Origin of the sequence: Salibaculum halophilum, assembly GCF_002094885.1 — a bacterium.
GTDB classification, from domain to species: domain Bacteria; phylum Pseudomonadota; class Alphaproteobacteria; order Rhodobacterales; family Rhodobacteraceae; genus Salibaculum; species Salibaculum halophilum.
The window spans coordinates 144,938-161,773 of sequence record NZ_MSIT01000006.1 but is presented as its reverse complement, the minus strand read 5'-3'; the positions used below and the strand labels follow the sequence as shown (position 1 = coordinate 161,773).

Annotated in this window: 19 protein-coding genes; 9 read left to right on the top strand and 10 right to left on the bottom strand. The window is 66.9% G+C overall.

Annotated elements, in window-relative coordinates; genetic code table 11:
- The first annotated feature begins 11 nt into the window (after window positions 1-11).
- A complete protein-coding gene (locus BU124_RS05345; protein WP_084861422.1) occupies window positions 12-656 on the top strand; it encodes a DUF2161 domain-containing phosphodiesterase in 645 nt (214 codons plus the stop codon).
- Window positions 657-847: 191 nt separating this feature from the next.
- Here BU124_RS05345 and BU124_RS05340 read toward each other — a convergent pair whose 3' ends face one another.
- Entirely contained in the window at window positions 848-1,195 is a 348-nt protein-coding gene (locus BU124_RS05340; RefSeq protein WP_084861421.1) for a DUF7282 domain-containing protein, read from the bottom strand.
- A gap of 311 nt (window positions 1,196-1,506) precedes the next feature.
- Here BU124_RS05340 and BU124_RS05335 point away from each other — a divergent pair, with 311 nt between their 5' ends.
- Entirely contained in the window at window positions 1,507-2,022 is a 516-nt protein-coding gene (locus tag BU124_RS05335) for a peptide-methionine (R)-S-oxide reductase (RefSeq protein ID WP_179141866.1), read from the top strand.
- Between the two features lie 16 nt (window positions 2,023-2,038).
- Here the strand turns inward: BU124_RS05335 and BU124_RS05330 are convergent, their stop codons facing one another.
- The gene (locus BU124_RS05330; RefSeq protein ID WP_084861419.1) at window positions 2,039-3,295 is read right to left on the bottom strand and encodes a glycine cleavage T C-terminal barrel domain-containing protein; all 1,257 of its coding nucleotides are present in this window, start codon (window positions 3,293-3,295) and stop codon (window positions 2,039-2,041) included.
- A gap of 160 nt (window positions 3,296-3,455) precedes the next feature.
- Complete coding sequence (locus BU124_RS05325; protein ID WP_084861418.1) at window positions 3,456-4,445, bottom strand: TraB/GumN family protein; 990 nt, start codon at window positions 4,443-4,445, stop codon at window positions 3,456-3,458.
- 243 nt (window positions 4,446-4,688) lie between these two features.
- Between BU124_RS05325 and groES the strand changes: the two genes are divergently transcribed.
- The 3 genes from groES to BU124_RS05310 all read left to right on the top strand — a co-directional run bounded on the left by groES (window position 4,689) and on the right by BU124_RS05310 (window position 7,649).
- Entirely contained in the window at window positions 4,689-4,976 is a 288-nt protein-coding gene (groES, locus tag BU124_RS05320; RefSeq protein ID WP_084861417.1) for a co-chaperone GroES, read from the top strand.
- Window positions 4,977-5,025: 49 nt separating this feature from the next.
- Window positions 5,026-6,678, top strand: a complete 1,653-nt coding sequence (groL, locus tag BU124_RS05315) for a chaperonin GroEL (RefSeq protein WP_084861416.1) — start codon at window positions 5,026-5,028, stop codon at window positions 6,676-6,678.
- A 119-nt stretch (window positions 6,679-6,797) separates the two neighbouring features.
- Window positions 6,798-7,649 carry a DMT family transporter gene (locus BU124_RS05310; protein WP_084861415.1) on the top strand — a complete coding sequence of 284 codons (852 nt, stop codon included), beginning with the start codon at window positions 6,798-6,800 and terminating at the stop codon, window positions 7,647-7,649.
- On the opposite strand, the gene BU124_RS05305 is transcribed toward BU124_RS05310, so the two are convergent.
- Window positions 7,619-8,065 (bottom strand): NUDIX domain-containing protein, encoded by a 447-nt coding sequence (locus BU124_RS05305; protein WP_084861496.1) that lies wholly within the window; start codon window positions 8,063-8,065, stop codon window positions 7,619-7,621. The genes BU124_RS05310 and BU124_RS05305 overlap by 31 nt on opposite strands.
- A 78-nt stretch (window positions 8,066-8,143) precedes the next feature.
- Between BU124_RS05305 and BU124_RS05300 the strand changes: the two genes are divergently transcribed.
- Window positions 8,144-8,863: an esterase/lipase family protein gene (locus tag BU124_RS05300; RefSeq protein ID WP_084861414.1), complete on the top strand. Its 720-nt coding sequence runs from the start codon at window positions 8,144-8,146 to the stop codon at window positions 8,861-8,863.
- Between the two features lie 57 nt (window positions 8,864-8,920).
- Here BU124_RS05300 and BU124_RS05295 read toward each other — a convergent pair whose 3' ends face one another.
- The 3 genes from BU124_RS05295 to BU124_RS05285 all read right to left on the bottom strand — a co-directional run bounded on the left by BU124_RS05295 (window position 8,921) and on the right by BU124_RS05285 (window position 10,770).
- Entirely contained in the window at window positions 8,921-9,997 is a 1,077-nt protein-coding gene (locus BU124_RS05295) for a 5-(carboxyamino)imidazole ribonucleotide synthase (RefSeq protein WP_084861413.1), read from the bottom strand.
- Window positions 9,990-10,478 carry a 5-(carboxyamino)imidazole ribonucleotide mutase gene (gene purE / locus BU124_RS05290; RefSeq protein WP_084861412.1) on the bottom strand — a complete coding sequence of 163 codons (489 nt, stop codon included), beginning with the start codon at window positions 10,476-10,478 and terminating at the stop codon, window positions 9,990-9,992. The genes BU124_RS05295 and purE overlap by 8 nt, the downstream gene beginning before the upstream one ends.
- Before the next feature lie 73 nt (window positions 10,479-10,551).
- Complete coding sequence (locus BU124_RS05285) at window positions 10,552-10,770, bottom strand: YdcH family protein (RefSeq protein WP_084861411.1); 219 nt, start codon at window positions 10,768-10,770, stop codon at window positions 10,552-10,554.
- Between the two features lie 180 nt (window positions 10,771-10,950).
- Here BU124_RS05285 and BU124_RS05280 point away from each other — a divergent pair, with 180 nt between their 5' ends.
- Together BU124_RS05280 and BU124_RS05275 are read left to right on the top strand one after the other, a co-directional pair.
- Window positions 10,951-11,364, top strand: a complete 414-nt coding sequence (locus BU124_RS05280) for an Hsp20 family protein (protein WP_084861410.1) — start codon at window positions 10,951-10,953, stop codon at window positions 11,362-11,364.
- 3 nt (window positions 11,365-11,367) lie between these two features.
- Window positions 11,368-11,592: a DUF1150 family protein gene (locus tag BU124_RS05275; protein ID WP_084861409.1), complete on the top strand. Its 225-nt coding sequence runs from the start codon at window positions 11,368-11,370 to the stop codon at window positions 11,590-11,592.
- 12 nt (window positions 11,593-11,604) lie between these two features.
- On the opposite strand, the gene BU124_RS05270 is transcribed toward BU124_RS05275, so the two are convergent.
- The gene (locus BU124_RS05270; protein ID WP_143529895.1) at window positions 11,605-12,261 is read right to left on the bottom strand and encodes a hypothetical protein; all 657 of its coding nucleotides are present in this window, start codon (window positions 12,259-12,261) and stop codon (window positions 11,605-11,607) included.
- A gap of 95 nt (window positions 12,262-12,356) precedes the next feature.
- Between BU124_RS05270 and BU124_RS05265 the strand changes: the two genes are divergently transcribed.
- Window positions 12,357-13,397, top strand: a complete 1,041-nt coding sequence (locus BU124_RS05265) for a succinylglutamate desuccinylase/aspartoacylase family protein (RefSeq protein WP_084861407.1) — start codon at window positions 12,357-12,359, stop codon at window positions 13,395-13,397.
- A gap of 91 nt (window positions 13,398-13,488) precedes the next feature.
- Here the strand turns inward: BU124_RS05265 and BU124_RS05260 are convergent, their stop codons facing one another.
- Together BU124_RS05260 and trxB are read right to left on the bottom strand one after the other, a co-directional pair.
- Window positions 13,489-15,543: a bifunctional sulfate adenylyltransferase/adenylylsulfate kinase gene (locus BU124_RS05260; protein WP_084861406.1), complete on the bottom strand. Its 2,055-nt coding sequence runs from the start codon at window positions 15,541-15,543 to the stop codon at window positions 13,489-13,491.
- A 217-nt stretch (window positions 15,544-15,760) separates the two neighbouring features.
- A complete protein-coding gene (trxB, locus tag BU124_RS05255) occupies window positions 15,761-16,750 on the bottom strand; it encodes a thioredoxin-disulfide reductase (protein ID WP_084861405.1) in 990 nt (329 codons plus the stop codon).
- Between the last annotated feature and the right edge of the window lie 86 nt (window positions 16,751-16,836).

Genomic DNA, 16,836 nt, shown 5'->3' with positions numbered 1-16,836 from the left:
GCGGCCCGGCGATGCGTGAGAGCGACCTCTACCCCGCGGTGAAAGCCCATCTCGCGGCGCAGGGCTATGACGTCAAGGGCGAGGTTGGCGCCGCCGACGTGGTGGCGCGGCGCGGCGACGAGGCTCCCGTGATCGTCGAGTTGAAAACCGGCTTCTCGCTGGCGCTTTTTCACCAGGCCATCGCCCGGCAGGCGGTCAGCGATCTTGTCTATGTGGCCGTGCCGAGGCCCAGGCGCGACGCGACGGAGAACGTCAGGCTGGCCCGCATGCTCGGGCTGGGGGTGATCTTCGTGCGGCCCCGTGACGGCTTTGTCGAGGTCATGGCCGATCCCGGCCCGTTCCGCCCGCGCAAGTCGAAGGCGAAGGCGGCGCGGCTGCTGCGCGATTTCGAGCGGTTGCGCGGCGACCCCAACGCGGGCGGGGCCACGCGCCACGGGATCGTCACCGGCTACCGGCAGGATGCGCTGGCCTGCGCGCGGTTCCTGGCCGCGCACGGCCCGTCGCGCGGGGCGGTCGTTGCCGAGGGGGCCGGGGTGCCGGGGGCGACGCGGATCATGGCCGACAACCACTACAGCTGGTTTCAGCGCGTCGCGCGCGGGGTCTATGACCTGACCGAGGCCGGGCGCGCGGGCCTGGTCGATTGGGGCGATGCCTGAAAGACCGACTTTCGGGAAATGGTGCTGTTTCGGGCAGACACCGGGTGGGAATTTCGGAAAAAGGAATATACCCGGACTCTCAAGGTTTTTGTAAAACGCGATGTGCATAAGAAATTCATTTTCGAACGCAAGATAATGGGCTGCCGAATTGGATCGGCAGCCCATTGCGTTTCGGGACTGGTCAAGCAGGATCAGTCCTCGATGTCGATCTCGACGCTGTCCACGGCCATCGAGGGGTCGTTGAAATTCTCGCCCACGAAGAGATAGGCGATCACGTCATTGCGCAGCGGGCGGCCCACCTGGACGCGGGTTTCATTGTTCGCGCCGCCGCGAATCGAGGCCACGCCCAGCAGGTCGCCGGTTTCGCCGCGATGGTGATCGTAGACCGCGACATAGCCGTCACCGCTGGCGCTGAACGGGTCGATGACCACGGTGCTGGTTCCGTCGTCCTGGTCGCCCATGTAGGCGAACATGTTCTGGGCCTGGGCGGCGCCGGCAACGGTGAGGGCGAGGATTCCGGCGGTGATAAGGGTTTTCATGTCGTTTCTCCTGTGCTGCGGTTTCGAAACGTGTTCGAAATTCGCGGTTTCAAAATCGCAATCGTCCTGATTGCTGTTTTCCAATTAGGGCAAAGCCAATTGAAACATCAATTCACGTCGGCATGAGTTTCACGGAGCGCACGGAAACGAGAGACTCCGTTTGAAAAAACGTGAACGGCGAAAACGCGAACGTGTTTTTCCCTGAATTCCCAGTGAGGCACGGCCACGTGAAACGACAGTGATTGAAATCGCGACTATAAAGGCGGGACAGGACAGATCGACGCAAGACATCAATGGAAAGGGGACGAGAAATGCCTGCACTTCATCGACGGGACTTTCTGCGCGGGTCCACGGTCTTCGGTGGCGCCCTCGCGCTTCCGGCTGCGGGCCGGGCCGACGTGCCCGCGGGCCGCGATCCGTTCGACTACGAGGTCATACGCACCGAGGCGGACTGGCGCGCCCTGCTGGGCGAGGACTACGCCATCCTGCGCGAGGGCCGCACCGAAGAGCCGATGTCGAGCGATATCTGGGCCGAATCCCGCAAGGGACGATACGACTGCCGCGGCTGCGAGCTGACGCAATATCATTGGGGCACCAAGGTCAACCTGCCCAAAGGCTGGCTGTTCTTCGTGGCAAGCGAACCCAATGCGCAGCTGATGTCGCAGGACTCAGGCGCGCCCATGGGCGATGATCCCAACATCATGAACATCGAGATCGAGGTGCATTGCCGCCGCTGCGGCAGTCACATGGGCCACATCCTGCTGGTCGAGGGGCAGGTCCTGCACTGCATCAACGGGGCGTCTCTGACGTTCCTGCCCGCGGCTTGAACGACGCCACCGGGGATCAATCGGGCTTTGGTGGCCCGCCCATGCCGACCGGCCGGTTCAGCCCGCGTTCGGGCATTGTGAAGGGCGTTGCGCAGGTCTCGGCCGCGAGCGGCTCGACCGAGGCCGGTGTTCGGACCAGCAGCCGTTGGCCGGGCGTTGCGCGCGCCACCGGCACGCGGGCAAAGGCGATGTTGGCACCGACCCCCGGTGAATGGAAGGCCGAGGTGACATATCCGATCTCCTCTTGCATCTCCGGGTCCAGGACGGGCCAGAAATCCGCGTTGTACCAATCTATCTGCCGGCCGCCAAAGGTCAGACCCACCAGCTTGTGAGTGACGCCACGCGCCGCGACCTCTTCCAGCGCGGCCTTGCCGACAAAGGCGCGCTTGTCCAGGTCGACCTGCCAGTCGAGGCCGACCTCGTAAGGCGTTGTCTCGAGATCCATGTCCTGGCCGTAGGACAGGATGCCCGCTTCCATGCGGCTGATGTGGTTGGGCGCGATCACCCGCAGATGATAGGGTTTCCCCGCCGCGACAAGCCCGTCCCAGAGCGCGTCGGCATCGCGGGTAGCGTTGCGCAGGTAAATCTCGAAGCCTTCCTCGCCGGAGAACCCGGTCTTGGAGATGACGACGTCGCAGCCGAAGAGCGTGGTCTCCCGAAGGTTGAAGAATTTCATCGACGTGACGTCCGCGATCCCGGCGTCCTGCAGGACTGCGGCGCTATCGGGGCCCTGCAACTGAACCGGCGCCACGTCGAGTTCGCGCACCGTGGCATCGAAGCGGCCGTCGACATTCACCCCCTGCGCCCAGAGCGCGACATCGGAGTCCGAGATCGACAGCCAGTATTCGTCCTCGGCGATCCGTAACAGGACCGGGTCGTTGACGATGCCGCCGTGCTGATTGCACAGGATCACGTAGCGCGCCTTGCCCGGGGCCAGTTCTCGGTCGCCGGTCATTGCCCGGGTGACCAGGAAATCCACGAATGCGGTGGCATCCGGCCCCTTGATCTGGATCTGGCGCTCGACCGCCACGTTCCAGAGTGTCACGTGGCGTGTCAGGTAGTCGTATTCGCCAAGCAGCCCGCCTTCGTCCGGCGAGAAGTAGAGACGGGGATGATACATTCGATTGTAGACGGTGACGGCGCGGGCGCCGTGCTCCACCGACTTGTGCCAGAACGGGGACTTGCGCACCCGTGTGCCGATCAGCATGTCGATGCGCGGTGCGCCGCTTTGGCGCAGGTTCACGGGAACGGTGCGGTCGGATGTCGGGTCCATGGTGGCCACTCCCCTCTTGCGATCCTTAACACCGTCGATATGGGCATCTGTGTCCGGCTGTTGAAGATCGGCGCGACCAAGTCGGAGAAAGGGCCGGAGTATCGCCGGCACTGTTGCGGGCTATCGGGCGGGCTCGGTGTTTTTTGGTGCCCGGCGGCGCCTAGCTGTCCAGCCGCGTCACCTGCCAGCCATTGGCCTGCAAAAGCGCGAGCACGCCCTGATCCCCGATCAGGTGGGCCGCACCGAAGGCCACGAAGACGTGGTCATGCGCCGCCGCCGCCTGTTCGATCACCGAAATCCAGCTGCGGTTGCGGTCGATCAGCATCGCCTGTTCCATCTCGCGCATTTCGGCCGTGACGTCGGCCGGGCTCAGGCCCGGCGCAAAGCGGGCCATCGTGCGATTGATGTGCCAGCTGTAGCCTGGCCGGCGGTCGAAATAGCCCTCCAGCATCGAGGCCGCCAGCGCGTCCATGATCTCCGGCGCGACCAGGCCAAGGCGCAGGTCGTCGAGCTGGTCCTCGAAGGTGCCCGCCCGAAGCAGGTCCAGCACAACCCGCCAATCCTCCAGCGCGCGCAAGGGCATCTTTCCCTCGGCCTCGGCCACGATCAGGTTGTCGAGGCCCTTTTCGCCGGCGCCCATGGCCGGAACGGCGCAGGGTGGCATGGACAGCGTCATGGACAGGAACCAGGGCTGCATCCGCGCGGCCATGTAGGGTGGCACGCCGCGGGCCCGGGCGGCCTGCGCGACCGCGTCCCAGGTGGGGCCGTCCAGCCGCTCGATCAGGCCGGGCCCCTCGGTGATGGTATAATACGCCGGGTCCTCGGCGATATGGGCCTGCACAGCGGCCTGATCGTCGGCGGTGGCTTCGACAAGCAGAAGGTTGGCGGCCTCGAGCCGAGGGCGCACACGGGCCAGGACGGCCCCCAGGCGCGGATCGGGCAGGTGGATCGTGCCCAGGAGCGTCAGGACGCGCCCGTCACGCTCGGCTTGCCAATAGAGTCCCTCGGCAAAGGGCGTCTCGGCAACGCGGGACTCGATCCGGGCGGTTTCCTCCGCGTCCAGCCGCGCCTCGAGCCCGGGACCGTTGCATTGCGCGGCCACTGGCAGCGCCAGACAGGCTAAGAGGGCGGCAAGCAGGACACGCGGCATGGGGTCTCCGAAGCGGGGTGTGACACGGCGTCGGCGTGATGCTACCGCCTCGTTTCAATTAGGAAAACACGGATTCGGTACCGTGTCCCGGTCCCAGGTTCGCCCACGGGCGATTTTGTCGCGGCGCGCCGTTGACACCCGCCCGGCACTTGCCTAAATCCCACCCGCTGGCACTCACCGTGGAAGAGTGCTAACATCCCGATGGGACCGAACAAGAACAAGTCTAGCTGAGGAGCTACAAACATGGCTTTCAAACCGCTTCATGACCGGGTGCTGGTGCGCCGCGTGGAAAGCGACGACAAGACCGCCGGGGGCCTGATCATCCCCGACAGCGCCAAGGAAAAGCCCCAGGAGGGCGAGGTCGTGGCCGTTGGCGCAGGGGCCCGCGATGATGACGGAGACCGCATAAAACTGGACGTGTCCGAGGGTGACAAGGTCCTCTTCGGCAAGTGGTCCGGCACCGAGATCACCGTCGACGGTGAAGAGCTGCTCATCATGAAGGAAGGCGACATCCTCGGCGTCATGGCCTGAGGCACCGCCTGTCCCCTGAGAACAACCAACAAAGACGAGGAACGCGACAATGTCCGCAAAAGACGTCAAATTCGATACCGATGCCCGCACCGGCATGCTCCGCGGCGTGAACGTGCTGGCCGATGCCGTGAAGGTGACCCTCGGCCCCAAGGGCCGCAACGTGGTGCTGGAGAAGTCCTTCGGTTCGCCGCGCATCACCAAGGACGGTGTTTCCGTGGCCAAGGAGATCGAGCTGGAAGACAAGTTCGAGAACATGGGCGCGCAGATGGTCAAGGAAGTGGCCAACCGCACCAATGACGAGGCCGGTGACGGCACCACCACCGCGACGGTGCTGGCCCAGTCCATCGTCAAGGAAGGCACCAAGGCCGTGGCCGCCGGGATGAACCCGATGGACCTCAAGCGCGGCATCGACATGGCCACCACCAAGGTCGTCGAAGCGATCAAGTCCGCCGCCCGCAAGGTCGAGAACTCCGAGGAAGTCGCCCAGGTCGGCACCGTGTCGGCCAACGGCGAGAAGGAGATCGGCCAGATGATCGCCGACGCCATGCAGAAGGTCGGCAACGACGGCGTCATCACCGTCGAGGAAAACAAGGGCACCGAGACCGAGACCGACGTGGTCGAGGGCATGCAGTTCGACCGCGGCTACCTGTCGCCCTATTTCGTGACCAACTCCGACAAGATGGTCGCCGAGCTGGAAGACTGCCTGGTGCTGCTGCACGAGAAGAAGCTGTCGAGCCTGCAGCCCATGGTGCCGCTGCTCGAACAGGTCATCCAGTCGCAGAAGCCGCTGCTGATCATCGCCGAGGACGTCGAGGGCGAAGCGCTGGCCACCCTGGTGGTCAACAAGCTGCGCGGCGGGCTGAAGATCGCCGCCGTCAAGGCGCCGGGCTTCGGTGATCGCCGCAAGGCCATGCTGCAGGACATCGCGGTCCTGACCGGCGGCCAAGTCATCTCCGAGGACCTCGGGATGAAGCTGGAAAACGTCACCATGGACATGCTCGGCCAGGCCAAGAAGATCGACATCACCAAGGATGAGACCACGATCATCGAGGGCAACGGCGACACCGCCGAGATCGAGGCCCGCGTCAGCCAGATCCGCCAGCAGATCGAGGACACCACCAGCGACTACGACCGCGAGAAGCTGCAGGAGCGCGTCGCCAAGCTGGCCGGCGGTGTGGCCGTCATTCGCGTCGGCGGCATGACCGAGACCGAGGTCAAGGAGCGCAAGGACCGTGTCGACGACGCCCTCAACGCGACCCGCGCGGCCGTTCAGGAAGGCATCGTTGTCGGCGGCGGCGTGTCGCTGGTCCAGGGCGCCAAGGCGCTCGAAGGGCTGGAAGGCGAGAACATCGACCAGACCCGCGGCATCGACATCGTGCGCAAGGCGCTCGAGACGCCCCTGCGCCAGATCGCGGAGAACGCCGGCGTGGACGGCTCGGTCGTGGCCGGCAAGATCCGCGAGTCCGACGACAAGTCCTTCGGCTACAACGCCCAGACCGACGAATACGGGGACATGTTCAAGTTCGGCGTGATCGACCCGGCCAAGGTGGCGCGCACCGCGCTGCAGGACGCCGCGTCCATCGCCGGTCTGCTGATCACCACCGAGGCCATGATCGCCGACAAGCCGTCCAAGGACGACGGCGGCGGCGCCGGTGGCGGCGGCGGCATGCCCGACATGGGTGGCATGGGCGGCATGATGTAAATTGCCGTCCGGTTTAACGGACACGTCAAAGGGCGCCCTGCGGGGCGCCCTTTTTCACATCGGATCACCTTGTGGGTTCGGCTCTGGCCCCGGCGGTGCATTGAAGACAAGGTGGCGACATGAAACAGGCCCTCCTCGTCCTCTTCGCCATGTGCGCCTTTGCCGCCAATTCGATCCTCAACCGCGCGGGCGTCGGCGGGGCCACGGACCCGCTCACCTTCGCGCTGGTGCGGGTCTGGTCCGGGGCGGCCATGCTTGCCCTTGTCGTCGTGCTGCGCGGCGGGCGCCTGCAGCTTCTGGCCCCGCGCCGGGCGGGCGGGGCGCTGGCGCTGGTGGTCTATCTCGTCGGCTTCTCGCTGGCCTACCTGCGCTTGGATGCGGGTCTTGGGGCGCTGATCCTCTTCGCCACGGTGCAACTGGGCCTCTTCGCCTTGGCGCTGCGCGGGCCCGACCCTGTCGGGCTGCGTCAGGTCTCGGGCATGGTCCTCGCCCTTGCCGGGTTGGTCTGGCTTCTGTGGCCCGGCGGGACGGTCGCCGTGGACCCGGCCAGTGCGGCGCTGATGATTGCCGCCGGGCTGGGCTGGGCCGCCTACACGGCGCTGGGCAAGGGGGCCACTGCGCCGCTGCAGGACACTGCCGGGAATTTCTTTCTGGCCGCGCTGGCGATGGTGCCGCTGATCCTGCTGGGGCCGGGCTGGGATGCCCGCGGCCTGGGGCTGGCGGTGCTGTCGGGCGCGCTGGCCTCTGGGCTGGGCTATGCGGTCTGGTACGCTGTGCTGCCGGGCCTTGGCACCATGCAGGCCGGGGTTGCGCAACTGAGCGTGCCGGTCCTCGCGATCCTCGGCGGCGCGGCTCTGCTGGGCGAGGCGGTCACGGCGCAGATCCTGATGGCCTCGGCGCTGGTGCTGGGCGGGATCGGCCTGTCGGTGCTGGGCCGGTCTCAGCGCAGGATCGGCTCCAACGGATCATAGAGCGGCGCATCCGAATCTTTCCAGGCGACAGCCGCGAGGGCGTCGGGTTTGACGCGCAGCCCGGCCAGCTCGTCGCGCGTGACCCAGCGGCGCAGGCTCACGATGCCCTCCGGGTCGGGCCAATCCGCGCGCAGGTCGCCCGCCACCAGCGCGCAGCGGAAATAGATGTCCACCTGGTGGAAATCGCCGGCGGGGTCGTGAAACTCGTTGACCAGGCAGGGCGCACCCACATCGACCGACAGGCCGGTTTCCTCGTATATCTCGCGGGCCAGGTTCTCGGGCAGGCTTTGGTGCGGGTCCACGCCGCCGCCCGGCGCGCACCACAGGTCGCCGCGCCCGGCGTAGGCGTTGACCAGCAACAGCCGGTTATCCCGCATCAGCAGGCCGCGGACAGCAAGGCGAACGGGTCGGGTCATGCGCGCCAGACTGGCGACGCCCGCGGGGCAGGGCAAGACGCCTCTGTTGAACCGCGCGGGAAACCTATATGCAACGGCATGCGCGCGTTTTTCCTCACCCTGTCTCTGGTGCTGTCGCCGCTGCCCGCGCGGGCGGCGGACTGCGTCGTGCTGCTGCACGGGCTGGCCCGCACCGAGACCTCCTTTCTGGCGCTGGAAGAGAGCCTCGTGGATGCCGGTTACAGCGTCGTCAACGCGGGCTACCCCTCGACCGAGGCAAGCATCGGCGACCTTGTGGCGACAACTTTGCCCGATCAGGTCGCGCAATGCGGCCCGCGCACCGTGCATTTCGTCACCCACTCCATGGGCGGCATCCTGGTGCGCGCCTGGCTGGCCGAGACCCGGCCCGACCAGCTCGGCCGCGTGGTCATGCTCGGCCCGCCCAACCACGGCTCGGAACTGGTGGATGTCTTCGGCGATTTCGAACCGTTCCGCTGGGTCAACGGCCCGGCCGGCCTGCAACTGGGCACCGACGGCGTGCCCGAGGCGCTGCCGCTGCCGGATTTCGAGCTTGGCATCATCGCCGGAAACCGGACGCTGAACCCGATCTATTCCAATGTCATCGACGGGCCGGATGACGGCAAGGTCGCCGTCGCCTCGACCCGGATCGAGGGGATGGACGACCATATCGTCCTGCCCGTGACCCATACCTTCATGATGAACAACCCGCTGGTCATGGCGCAGGTTCAGGCCTTTCTGGAAGCCGGGCGGTTCGACCGTGACCTGACCCTGCGCGATGTGCTCTTCGGGCTGGACTGACCGGCCTGTCATCCGCGCGCGGGACGGAAATTCTGGAATTTCCGTCCTCGCCCCGGGTCAGGACGCGGGGCCGGTGATGCGGTTGATGTGGCCCATCTTGCGGCCCGGCCTGGCTTCGGTCTTGCCGTAGAGGTGGATCGCCGTGCCGGTGCCGGCCAGGTCGTGCACGCGGGCGACATCCGCGCCGATGAGGTTCTCCATCATGACGTTGGCGTGGCGCGACCCGTCGCCCAATGGCCAGCCCGCGACGGCGCGGATGTGCTGTTCGAACTGGTCGATCAGGCAGCCGTTCTGCGTCCAGTGCCCCGAATTGTGCACCCGCGGTGCGATCTCGTTGACCAGCAGAGCCTGCGGGGTGACGAAAAGCTCCACCCCCATGACGCCGACGTAGTGCAGCGCGTTGAGTATATTGGCCGCCGCCAGCACGGCGTCGCTGCGCTGGCTTGGGGACAGCGTGGCGGGCACCGTCGTCGTGTGCAGGATGCCATCGCGGTGGATGTTCTCGCCCGGGTCGAAACAGGCGACAGACCCGTCCAGCCCGCGCGCGGCGATCACCGAGACCTCGCGCGTGAAATCGACCCGGCCCTCCAGGATCGCGGGGGCGCCGGCCAGGCTCTCAAGCGCCGCCTCGGCGTCGTCGGGGGTTTCGATCCGCGCCTGCCCCTTGCCGTCATAGCCGAAACGCCGGGTCTTGAGGATGGCCGGCGTGCCGATCTCCGCGAGCGCCTCGGCCAGGTCGACCTCGTCGTCAACGGCGGCGAAGGGCGCGGTGCCAAGGCCCTGCTCGCTCAGGAATGCCTTCTCGGTCAGCCTGTCCTGCGAGACAGCCAGCACCCGGCGCCCGGGCCGTATGGGGGCGTGTGTCTCAAGCAGGTCAAGCGCCGCGGTTGGGATGTTCTCGAACTCGTAGGTGATCACGTCCACGGCGTCGGCAAAGGCCAGCAGGGCGGTCTCGTCCTCGTAGGAGGGGGCCTTGAAGTGGTAGTTGCTGACATGGCTGGCCGGGCAGTCGCCCGCAGGCTCGAAGATGCAGGTCTTGAAGCCGAGCCGGGCCGCGGCAACCGACAGCATCCGGCCCAGCTGGCCGCCGCCGAGAATGCCGATGGTCGCGCCGGTGTGCAGGGGATCAGTCATCGCGTGGCTCGTCGGGGATGGAGGCGGAGAGCGCGGCGCGCCAGGCGTCCAGCCGCGTCGCCAGCGCCGGGTCCTGCAGGGCGAGGATTCCGGCGGCCATGAGGCCGGCATTCGCCGCGCCCGCGGCCCCGATGGCCATGGTTGCCACCGGATAGCCGCGCGGCATCTGCAGGATGGAATACAGGCTGTCGACACCGGACAGCGCCCTGGTCTGCACCGGTACGCCGATCACCGGCACGCGGGTCTTGGAGGCCATCATGCCCGGCAGATGCGCGGCCCCGCCGGCCCCGGCGATGATCACCTGCAGGCCGCGGTCCACGGCCGTCCGGCCGTAGTCCCACAGCCGGTCGGGCGTGCGGTGGGCCGAGACGATCCGGGTTTCAAAAGCCACCTCCAGCTCGGCCAGCACGTCGGCGGCCGCGCGCAGGGTCGGCCAGTCCGACTGGCTGCCCATGATGATGCCGACGCGCGCCTCGGTCATGATGCGGCCCCCTTGCCAAGGAAAGCCGCACTATAGCCATGTCTGAGGCGCGTGCAACGCGACAGGGGGCCGATCAGGCGATGATGTCGGGAAACAGCCGATCCTCGATCTGGGAGATGCGATCCTTGAGGTTGAGCTTCTGTTTCTTGAGCCGCTTGATCGTGAACATGTCACCCTTTCCGTCGCCTTGCAGGGCGCGGATGGCCTCGTCGAGGTCGCGGTGCTCCTGGCGCAGAACCTCCAGTTCGACGCGCAGGACCTCACGTTCCTCCATGCGGGCAGAGCTGTTCATGCGCGAATCCGCCGTGTCATGTTCAAGGTGGTACCACGATAAGAGCTGGCCCGGCGTTTTCAAAGTGAAACCCGCGCGGGCAGGTCTTGCAAGACGGGCCCGGCCCCACCATCTTCAGTGGGTGGGGTCGCCGTCCCGGGGCCCGCAATAGACGGTCGCTTGCAAAAAAGGGCATGTCGCATGACGAAACTGGCTATGGGAACGCATCCGTTCCTTCTGGGGTTCGAACAGCTGGAACGGCTGGTGGAACGCACCGCGAAAACCGGCAACGACGGCTATCCCCCCTACAATATCGAACAGACCTCGGACACTTCCTACCGGATCACTCTGGCCGTTGCCGGGTTCCGCGAGGATGACCTCTCGATCACGCTGGAAAACAACCAGCTGGTGATCCGCGGCAAACAGGCCGACGACAGCGAAGGCCGCGTTTTTCTGCACCGCGGGATCGCGGCCCGGCAGTTCCAGCGCGCCTTCGTGCTGGCCGACGGGGTCGACGTGGGCGAGGCCGTGATGGAAAACGGCCTGCTGCACGTGGACCTGACCCGGTCCGTGCCCGAAAGCGTTGTCCAGACCATCAACATCCGGAGGAGTTGAGCCATGAACACGAAATACGATTTCGATGCGACGGGCGAGCGGCTGGTGTACGTCAAGCCGGTGGCCGTGGCCGACCTGCCCGACGAGGTGCGCGAACAATCCGACGGAATGGACCGGGTCTATGCCGTGCACGACAGCGACGGTCAGCAACTGGCGCTTGTCGCCGACCGCGCGCTGGCCTTCGCGCTGGCGCGCCAGCACGACATGACGCCGGTGACGGTGCACTGAGCGCGGCGCGTCCTAGCGCCAGATTCCGAACCGATCCGCGCAATAGGTCGCGCAGGCGGCGTTGAGCGCGGCGCGATCGCCGCAGGCCTGAAGTGGCGCGGCCTCGTTTGATGTTGGCCGCGAGAAGCGGCGCAGGGCGGGCAGGGCGCGGATTTCCACGCCATTGGCGGCCAGCAGCGCCGACAGCCAGACATCGTCGACTGGCCGGAACCGCGCGGGCGGCGGCGTTAGGTGGCCCAGCATCGCCGGTGTCACCAGAACCCCGGCAAAACCCTGCGCGATCACGCCACGGGGGCGGCCGATGCGGCGCGCGGCGAAGGGCTGCGCGGCCAGCGCGGCGGCCGGATCCGCGGCATGGGCTGCCGCGAACCCGGTCGCCCAACCGGGCGCGTAGGCCCAGTCGTCGTCGCAGATCAGGATCGGGTCATGCGGGGCCAGCCGCGCGGCCAGCGGCAGCACCTTGGTCGCAGGGCCGATGTCGGCATAGGTCCAGTGCAGCGTCACCCCGTCGGGCAGGGGCGGGGGTGTCACCGGCCCGGCAAAGCGCGTGTAGCGGCGCGGCAGGGTCAGGACCACGCGCCCGACCTCTGGTTGGGCCAGAAGGCTGTCCAGCGTCGCCCCCAGCCCGGCAAGGCGCGGCGGCACGGAGGTGAGCGCCGCGGTCAGCACAGCGGCCTGCGTCCCGGCCCGGTGCGCGGGGCACAAGGGGTTGCCTTGCCGGGTGTTTTGCCTTTTCTGGTCCAACCAACCAGGAAAGGGTCGGCATGGCGCGACGCAAGGGATTTCGGCTGAACGGGCATGTCATTGCCCCGGGGACACGGGCGACGGTGGAACTTCCGGTTAGCCTGCTGTCGGATCACACGCCGGTCAACCTTTCGGTCCATGCCATCCACGGCCGCCGCAAGGGGCCGACCGTCTTTGTCAGTGCCGCCGTCCATGGCGACGAGGTCATGGGCGTGGAAATCTGCCGCCGGCTGCTGCAATCGCCGCTGCTTTCGCGGCTGCGCGGCACGCTGATGGTGGTGCCCATCGTCAATTCCTTCGGCTTTCAGAACCGGTCGCGCTACCTGCCGGACCGGCGCGACCTGAACCGCAGCTTTCCCGGCCATGCCAGCGGCTCGCTGGCCTCGCGGCTGGCGGGGATCTTTCTTGATACCGTGGTCAAGCGCTGCGACCTCGGGATCGACCTGCACTCGGCGGCGGTGCACCGCACCAACCTGCCGCAAGTGCGCATCAACCGCGGCAACGAGCGCATGGTCGCCATGGCCGAGGCCTTCGGCGCGCCGGTGGTGCTGACGTCCTCGCTGCGCGACGGCTCGCTGCGGGCCGAGGCCAAGCGCGCCGGGATCGACGTGCTGCTCTACGAGGCGGGCGAGGGGCTGCGCTTTGACGAGATGGCCACCCGCGCCGGGGTGGCGGGCATCCTGCGCGTGCTGCGCGCCATGGACATGCTGCCCGCGAAAGGCATCGCCAAGGCCCGCCGCAAGCCGTTGTTTTCCTACTCCAGCAGCTGGGTGCGGGCGCCGGCGGGCGGATTGCTGCGCAGCTTTCGCGCCGATGGCGACGTGGTCGAAGAGGGCGAGGTGATCGCCGCCGTCGCCGACCCTTTCGGCGAGGTCGAGACCGAGGTTCCCGCGCCCGGGGCCGGGATTATCGTCGGCCGCGCCGTGCTGCCGGTGGTCAACGAGGGCGACGCACTGTTCCACATCGCCGAGGCCCCGCATGAACGCGCTGCCGACACCGTCGAGGAATTGTCCAGCCAGCTGGAAGCCTCGCCGCTGTTCGACGAGGACGAGATAATCTAGGCCGCCTTGGCGTGCGAGTGAGTGGCGCAACACGCGAAAAAGCCCCCGCCGGCCGTGCCGCGGGGGCCATTCCGGCGGGTCCGGACCCGGCTCAGTTGCCGGCAATCAGCCCGAGGCTTTCGAGCTTCAGAACCACCTGGTGCGCGCAGTTGTCGACCTCGACATTCTCGGTCTCGACGCGCAGTTCGGGGTTTTCGGGTTCGTCGTAGGGGTCCGAGATCCCGGTGAATTCCTTGATCTTGCCCTCGCGCGCCATCTTGTAGAGCCCCTTGCGATCGCGGCGTTCGCATTCCTCGAGGCTGGTGGCGACGTGAATTTCGAGGAAGGCGCCGTAGGCCTCGATCTCTTCGCGAACCGCGCGGCGCGTGGCCGCGTAGGGGGCGATGGGCGCGCAGATGGCGATACCGCCGTTCTTGGTGATCTCGCTGGCGACATAGCCGATGCGCCGGATGTTCAGGTCGCGGTGTTCCTTTGAGAACCCCAGTTCCGAGGACAGGTTCTTGCGCACGATGTCCCCGTCGAGCAGCGTCACCGGGCGCCCGCCCATCTCCATCAGCTTGACCATGAGCGCGTTGGCGATGGTCGATTTGCCCGACCCGGACAGGCCGGTGAAGAAGACGGTAAAGCCCTGTTTTGACCGCGGCGGCCGGGTGCGGCGCAGCTCCTGCACGACCTCGGGAAAGGAGAACCAGTCGGGAATCTCCAGCCCCTCGGCCAGACGCCGGCGCAACTCGGTGCCCGAGATGTTGAGAATGGTCACGTCATCCTTGTCGGCGATCTCGTCGGCGGGCTCGTACTGGGCGCGCTCCTGGACGTAGACCATGTGCTTGAAGTCCACCATCTCGATGCCGATCTCGTCCTGATGCGCGCGGACCATCTCCTGCGCGTCGTAGGGGCCGTAGAAATCCTCGCCTTGGCTGTTCTTGCCCGGCCCGGCATGGTCGCGACCGACGATCATGTGGGTGCAGCCGTGGTTGCGGCGGATGATCCCGTGCCAGAGCGCCTCGCGCGGGCCGGCCATGCGCATGGCCAGGTTGAGAAGGCTCATGGTGGTCGTCGATTGCGGATACTTGTCCAGCACCGCCTCGTAGCAGCGCACGCGGGTGAAATGGTCCACGTCGCCGGGCTTGGTCAGGCCCACAACCGGGTGGATCAGCAGGTTGGCCTGCGCCTCTTTCGCGGCGCGGAAGGTCAGTTCCTGGTGCGCGCGGTGCAGCGGATTGCGCGTCTGAAAGGCGACGACGCGGCGCCAGCCCAGCTTGCGGAAAAGCGCGCGCAACTCGTTGGGGGTGTCGCGGCGGCCGCGAAAATCGTAGTGCACTGGCTGCTGGATGCCGGTGACGGGGCCGCCCAGGTAGACCGTGCCGGCGGTGTTGTGCAGGTAATTCACGGCCGGATGCGCGCTGTCGTCGGCACCGAAGACCATCTCGGCCTCGCGCGCCTTGTCGGGGGTCCAGCGGTCGGTCACCGTCATGGTGCCCAGGATCACGCCTTCCTGGTCGCGCAGGGCGATGTCCTGGCCGATCTCGATGCTGTCGGCGAAGGCTGCGCTCACGTCCAGAGTGATCGGCATCGGCCAGAGCGCGCCGTCGGTCAGGCGCATGGTCTCGACGACGCTGTCGTAGTCCGCCTGCGACAGGAAGCCCTTGAGCGGGTTGAACCCGCCGTTCATGAGGAGCTCCAGATCGCAGATCTGGCGCGGGCTCAGGTCCCAGCTGGTCAGTTCGGCGGCGTCGGCCTTCATCTTCTGGGCGCTGTCGTAGGAGACGTAGAGTTCGGGGATCGGGGCGAGGTTGCTTTGCATCAATGTGGTCCTGGGTCTGGGCGGATAATGACCGCTGGTCGTGCCGGTGAGTTCCGCGTGAAGCGCGTCGTATTCGGCGAATTTGCGGGCGAGGAAGCGATCGGTCAGGCGCGCCTGTTCCGTGGCCCCCTTGTGGGTGAGCACATAGGCGACGCGCTTGCGCCGGTCGGAGCCGGCGTGATCGCTGGTGGTGATGAACCCGGCGTCGATTGCCGACTTGAGCAGGGCGTTGAGCCGCCCCAGGGACATGCCGACAGCCTCGGCCATCGCGCGCTGCGTGGCGTCCGGCGCCAGGTCGACCTGGCGCAGGAGCCGGAAGCGCGCGTCTTCCTCGTCTGTCATGGGCGGTATCTTGGGGGCGATCACGGGCGCGGCTCAAGGTTTGTTCACGGCTGAACAAATCGCACGTTTTGTGGCCTCGGAAAACCCATGGACGGCCATCCGGCCGGCCTGTTGCAAAAACGAAACGTCCGGGCCGGGGCGGGCCGTCGACGGCCCGCGGCGCGCTGCGGGCGCAGCGCGTGGGCAAGGCGCGTCGACGCGCCTTGGGCGCGCCGGGTCAGGCGCTTTCGGGTTCGTTGGCCACCTCGGGGGCGGGGGCGCCCGCGTCCTCCTGCTCGGCCAGCCAGCGTTCGGCCTCGAGCGCGGCCATGCAGCCCATGCCGGCCGAGGTCACGGCTTGGCGATACTTGTGGTCGGTGATGTCACCGGCGGCATAGATGCCCGGTATGCTGGTTTCGGTGCTGTCGGGCTTGGTGACGACATAGCCGCCCATGTGCGTCTCGAGCGAGTCCTTGACCAGATCGTTGGCCGGGGCGTGCCCGATGGCCACGAACACGCCGGTGACGGGCAGGTCGGTCACCGCGTCCGTCTTGACGTTGCGCACCTTGATACCCTCGACGCCCAGCGGGTCTTCGGCGCCGTAGACCTCGTCGAGCTGGTGATCCCACAGAACCTCGACCTTGGGATTCTTGAAGAGCCGATCCTGCAGGATCTTCTCGGCGCGCAGCTCGTCGCGGCGATGAACCAGCGTCACCTTGCTGGCGAAGTTGGTCAAAAACAACGCCTCTTCGACGGCGGTGTTGCCGCCGCCGATCACGGCGATCTCTTGTCCGCGGTAGAAGAACCCGTCGCAGGTCGCGCAGGCCGAGACGCCGAATCCCTTGAACTTCTCTTCCGAGGGCAGGCCGAGCCATTTCGCCTGGGCGCCAGTGGCCAGGATGATGGCGTCGGCCACATACTCGGTACCGCTGTCGGACTGGCAGACGAAGGGGCGCGCGTCGAAATCTATGCGGGTGATGATGTCGCTGACGATCTCGGTGCCGACCGCCTTGGCGTGGGCCTCCATGTTGACCATGAGGTCGGGGCCCTGGATTTCCGTCTCGCCGGGCCAGTTCTCCACGTCCGTGGTGGTGGTCAGCTGGCCGCCCGGCTCAATGCCCTGCACGAGGATCGGGTCCAGCATGGCACGGCTTGCGTAGACGGCGGCGGTGTATCCGGCCGGCCCGGACCCGATGATGAGAACCTTCGTGCGGCGTTGCTCGGCCATGATATTATCCCTTCACGTGACACGCGTTGGGATATAAGCGGGCCGGGCATCTTGCGAAAGGGGCGGATCACCGCAAAAATCCTGGG

Bases quoted from the DNA above. Each gene is read 5' to 3' on its own strand.
- BU124_RS05345 (WP_084861422.1), top strand. From the start codon at position 12: ATGCGTGAGAGCGACCTCTACCCCGCGGTGAAAGCCCATCTCGCGGCG.
- BU124_RS05340 (WP_084861421.1), bottom strand. From the start codon at position 1,195: ATGAAAACCCTTATCACCGCCGGAATCCTCGCCCTCACCGTTGCCGGC.
- BU124_RS05335 (WP_179141866.1), top strand. From the start codon at position 1,507: ATGCCTGCACTTCATCGACGGGACTTTCTGCGCGGGTCCACGGTCTTC.
- BU124_RS05330 (WP_084861419.1), bottom strand. From the start codon at position 3,295: ATGGACCCGACATCCGACCGCACCGTTCCCGTGAACCTGCGCCAAAGC.
- BU124_RS05325 (WP_084861418.1), bottom strand. From the start codon at position 4,445: ATGCCGCGTGTCCTGCTTGCCGCCCTCTTAGCCTGTCTGGCGCTGCCA.
- groES (WP_084861417.1), top strand. From the start codon at position 4,689: ATGGCTTTCAAACCGCTTCATGACCGGGTGCTGGTGCGCCGCGTGGAA.
- groL (WP_084861416.1), top strand. From the start codon at position 5,026: ATGTCCGCAAAAGACGTCAAATTCGATACCGATGCCCGCACCGGCATG.
- BU124_RS05310 (WP_084861415.1), top strand. From the start codon at position 6,798: ATGAAACAGGCCCTCCTCGTCCTCTTCGCCATGTGCGCCTTTGCCGCC.
- BU124_RS05305 (WP_084861496.1), bottom strand. From the start codon at position 8,065: ATGACCCGACCCGTTCGCCTTGCTGTCCGCGGCCTGCTGATGCGGGAT.
- BU124_RS05300 (WP_084861414.1), top strand. From the start codon at position 8,144: ATGCGCGCGTTTTTCCTCACCCTGTCTCTGGTGCTGTCGCCGCTGCCC.
- BU124_RS05295 (WP_084861413.1), bottom strand. From the start codon at position 9,997: ATGACTGATCCCCTGCACACCGGCGCGACCATCGGCATTCTCGGCGGC.
- purE (WP_084861412.1), bottom strand. From the start codon at position 10,478: ATGACCGAGGCGCGCGTCGGCATCATCATGGGCAGCCAGTCGGACTGG.
- BU124_RS05285 (WP_084861411.1), bottom strand. From the start codon at position 10,770: ATGAACAGCTCTGCCCGCATGGAGGAACGTGAGGTCCTGCGCGTCGAA.
- BU124_RS05280 (WP_084861410.1), top strand. From the start codon at position 10,951: ATGACGAAACTGGCTATGGGAACGCATCCGTTCCTTCTGGGGTTCGAA.
- BU124_RS05275 (WP_084861409.1), top strand. From the start codon at position 11,368: ATGAACACGAAATACGATTTCGATGCGACGGGCGAGCGGCTGGTGTAC.
- BU124_RS05265 (WP_084861407.1), top strand. From the start codon at position 12,357: ATGGCGCGACGCAAGGGATTTCGGCTGAACGGGCATGTCATTGCCCCG.
- BU124_RS05260 (WP_084861406.1), bottom strand. From the start codon at position 15,543: ATGACAGACGAGGAAGACGCGCGCTTCCGGCTCCTGCGCCAGGTCGAC.
- trxB (WP_084861405.1), bottom strand. From the start codon at position 16,750: ATGGCCGAGCAACGCCGCACGAAGGTTCTCATCATCGGGTCCGGGCCG.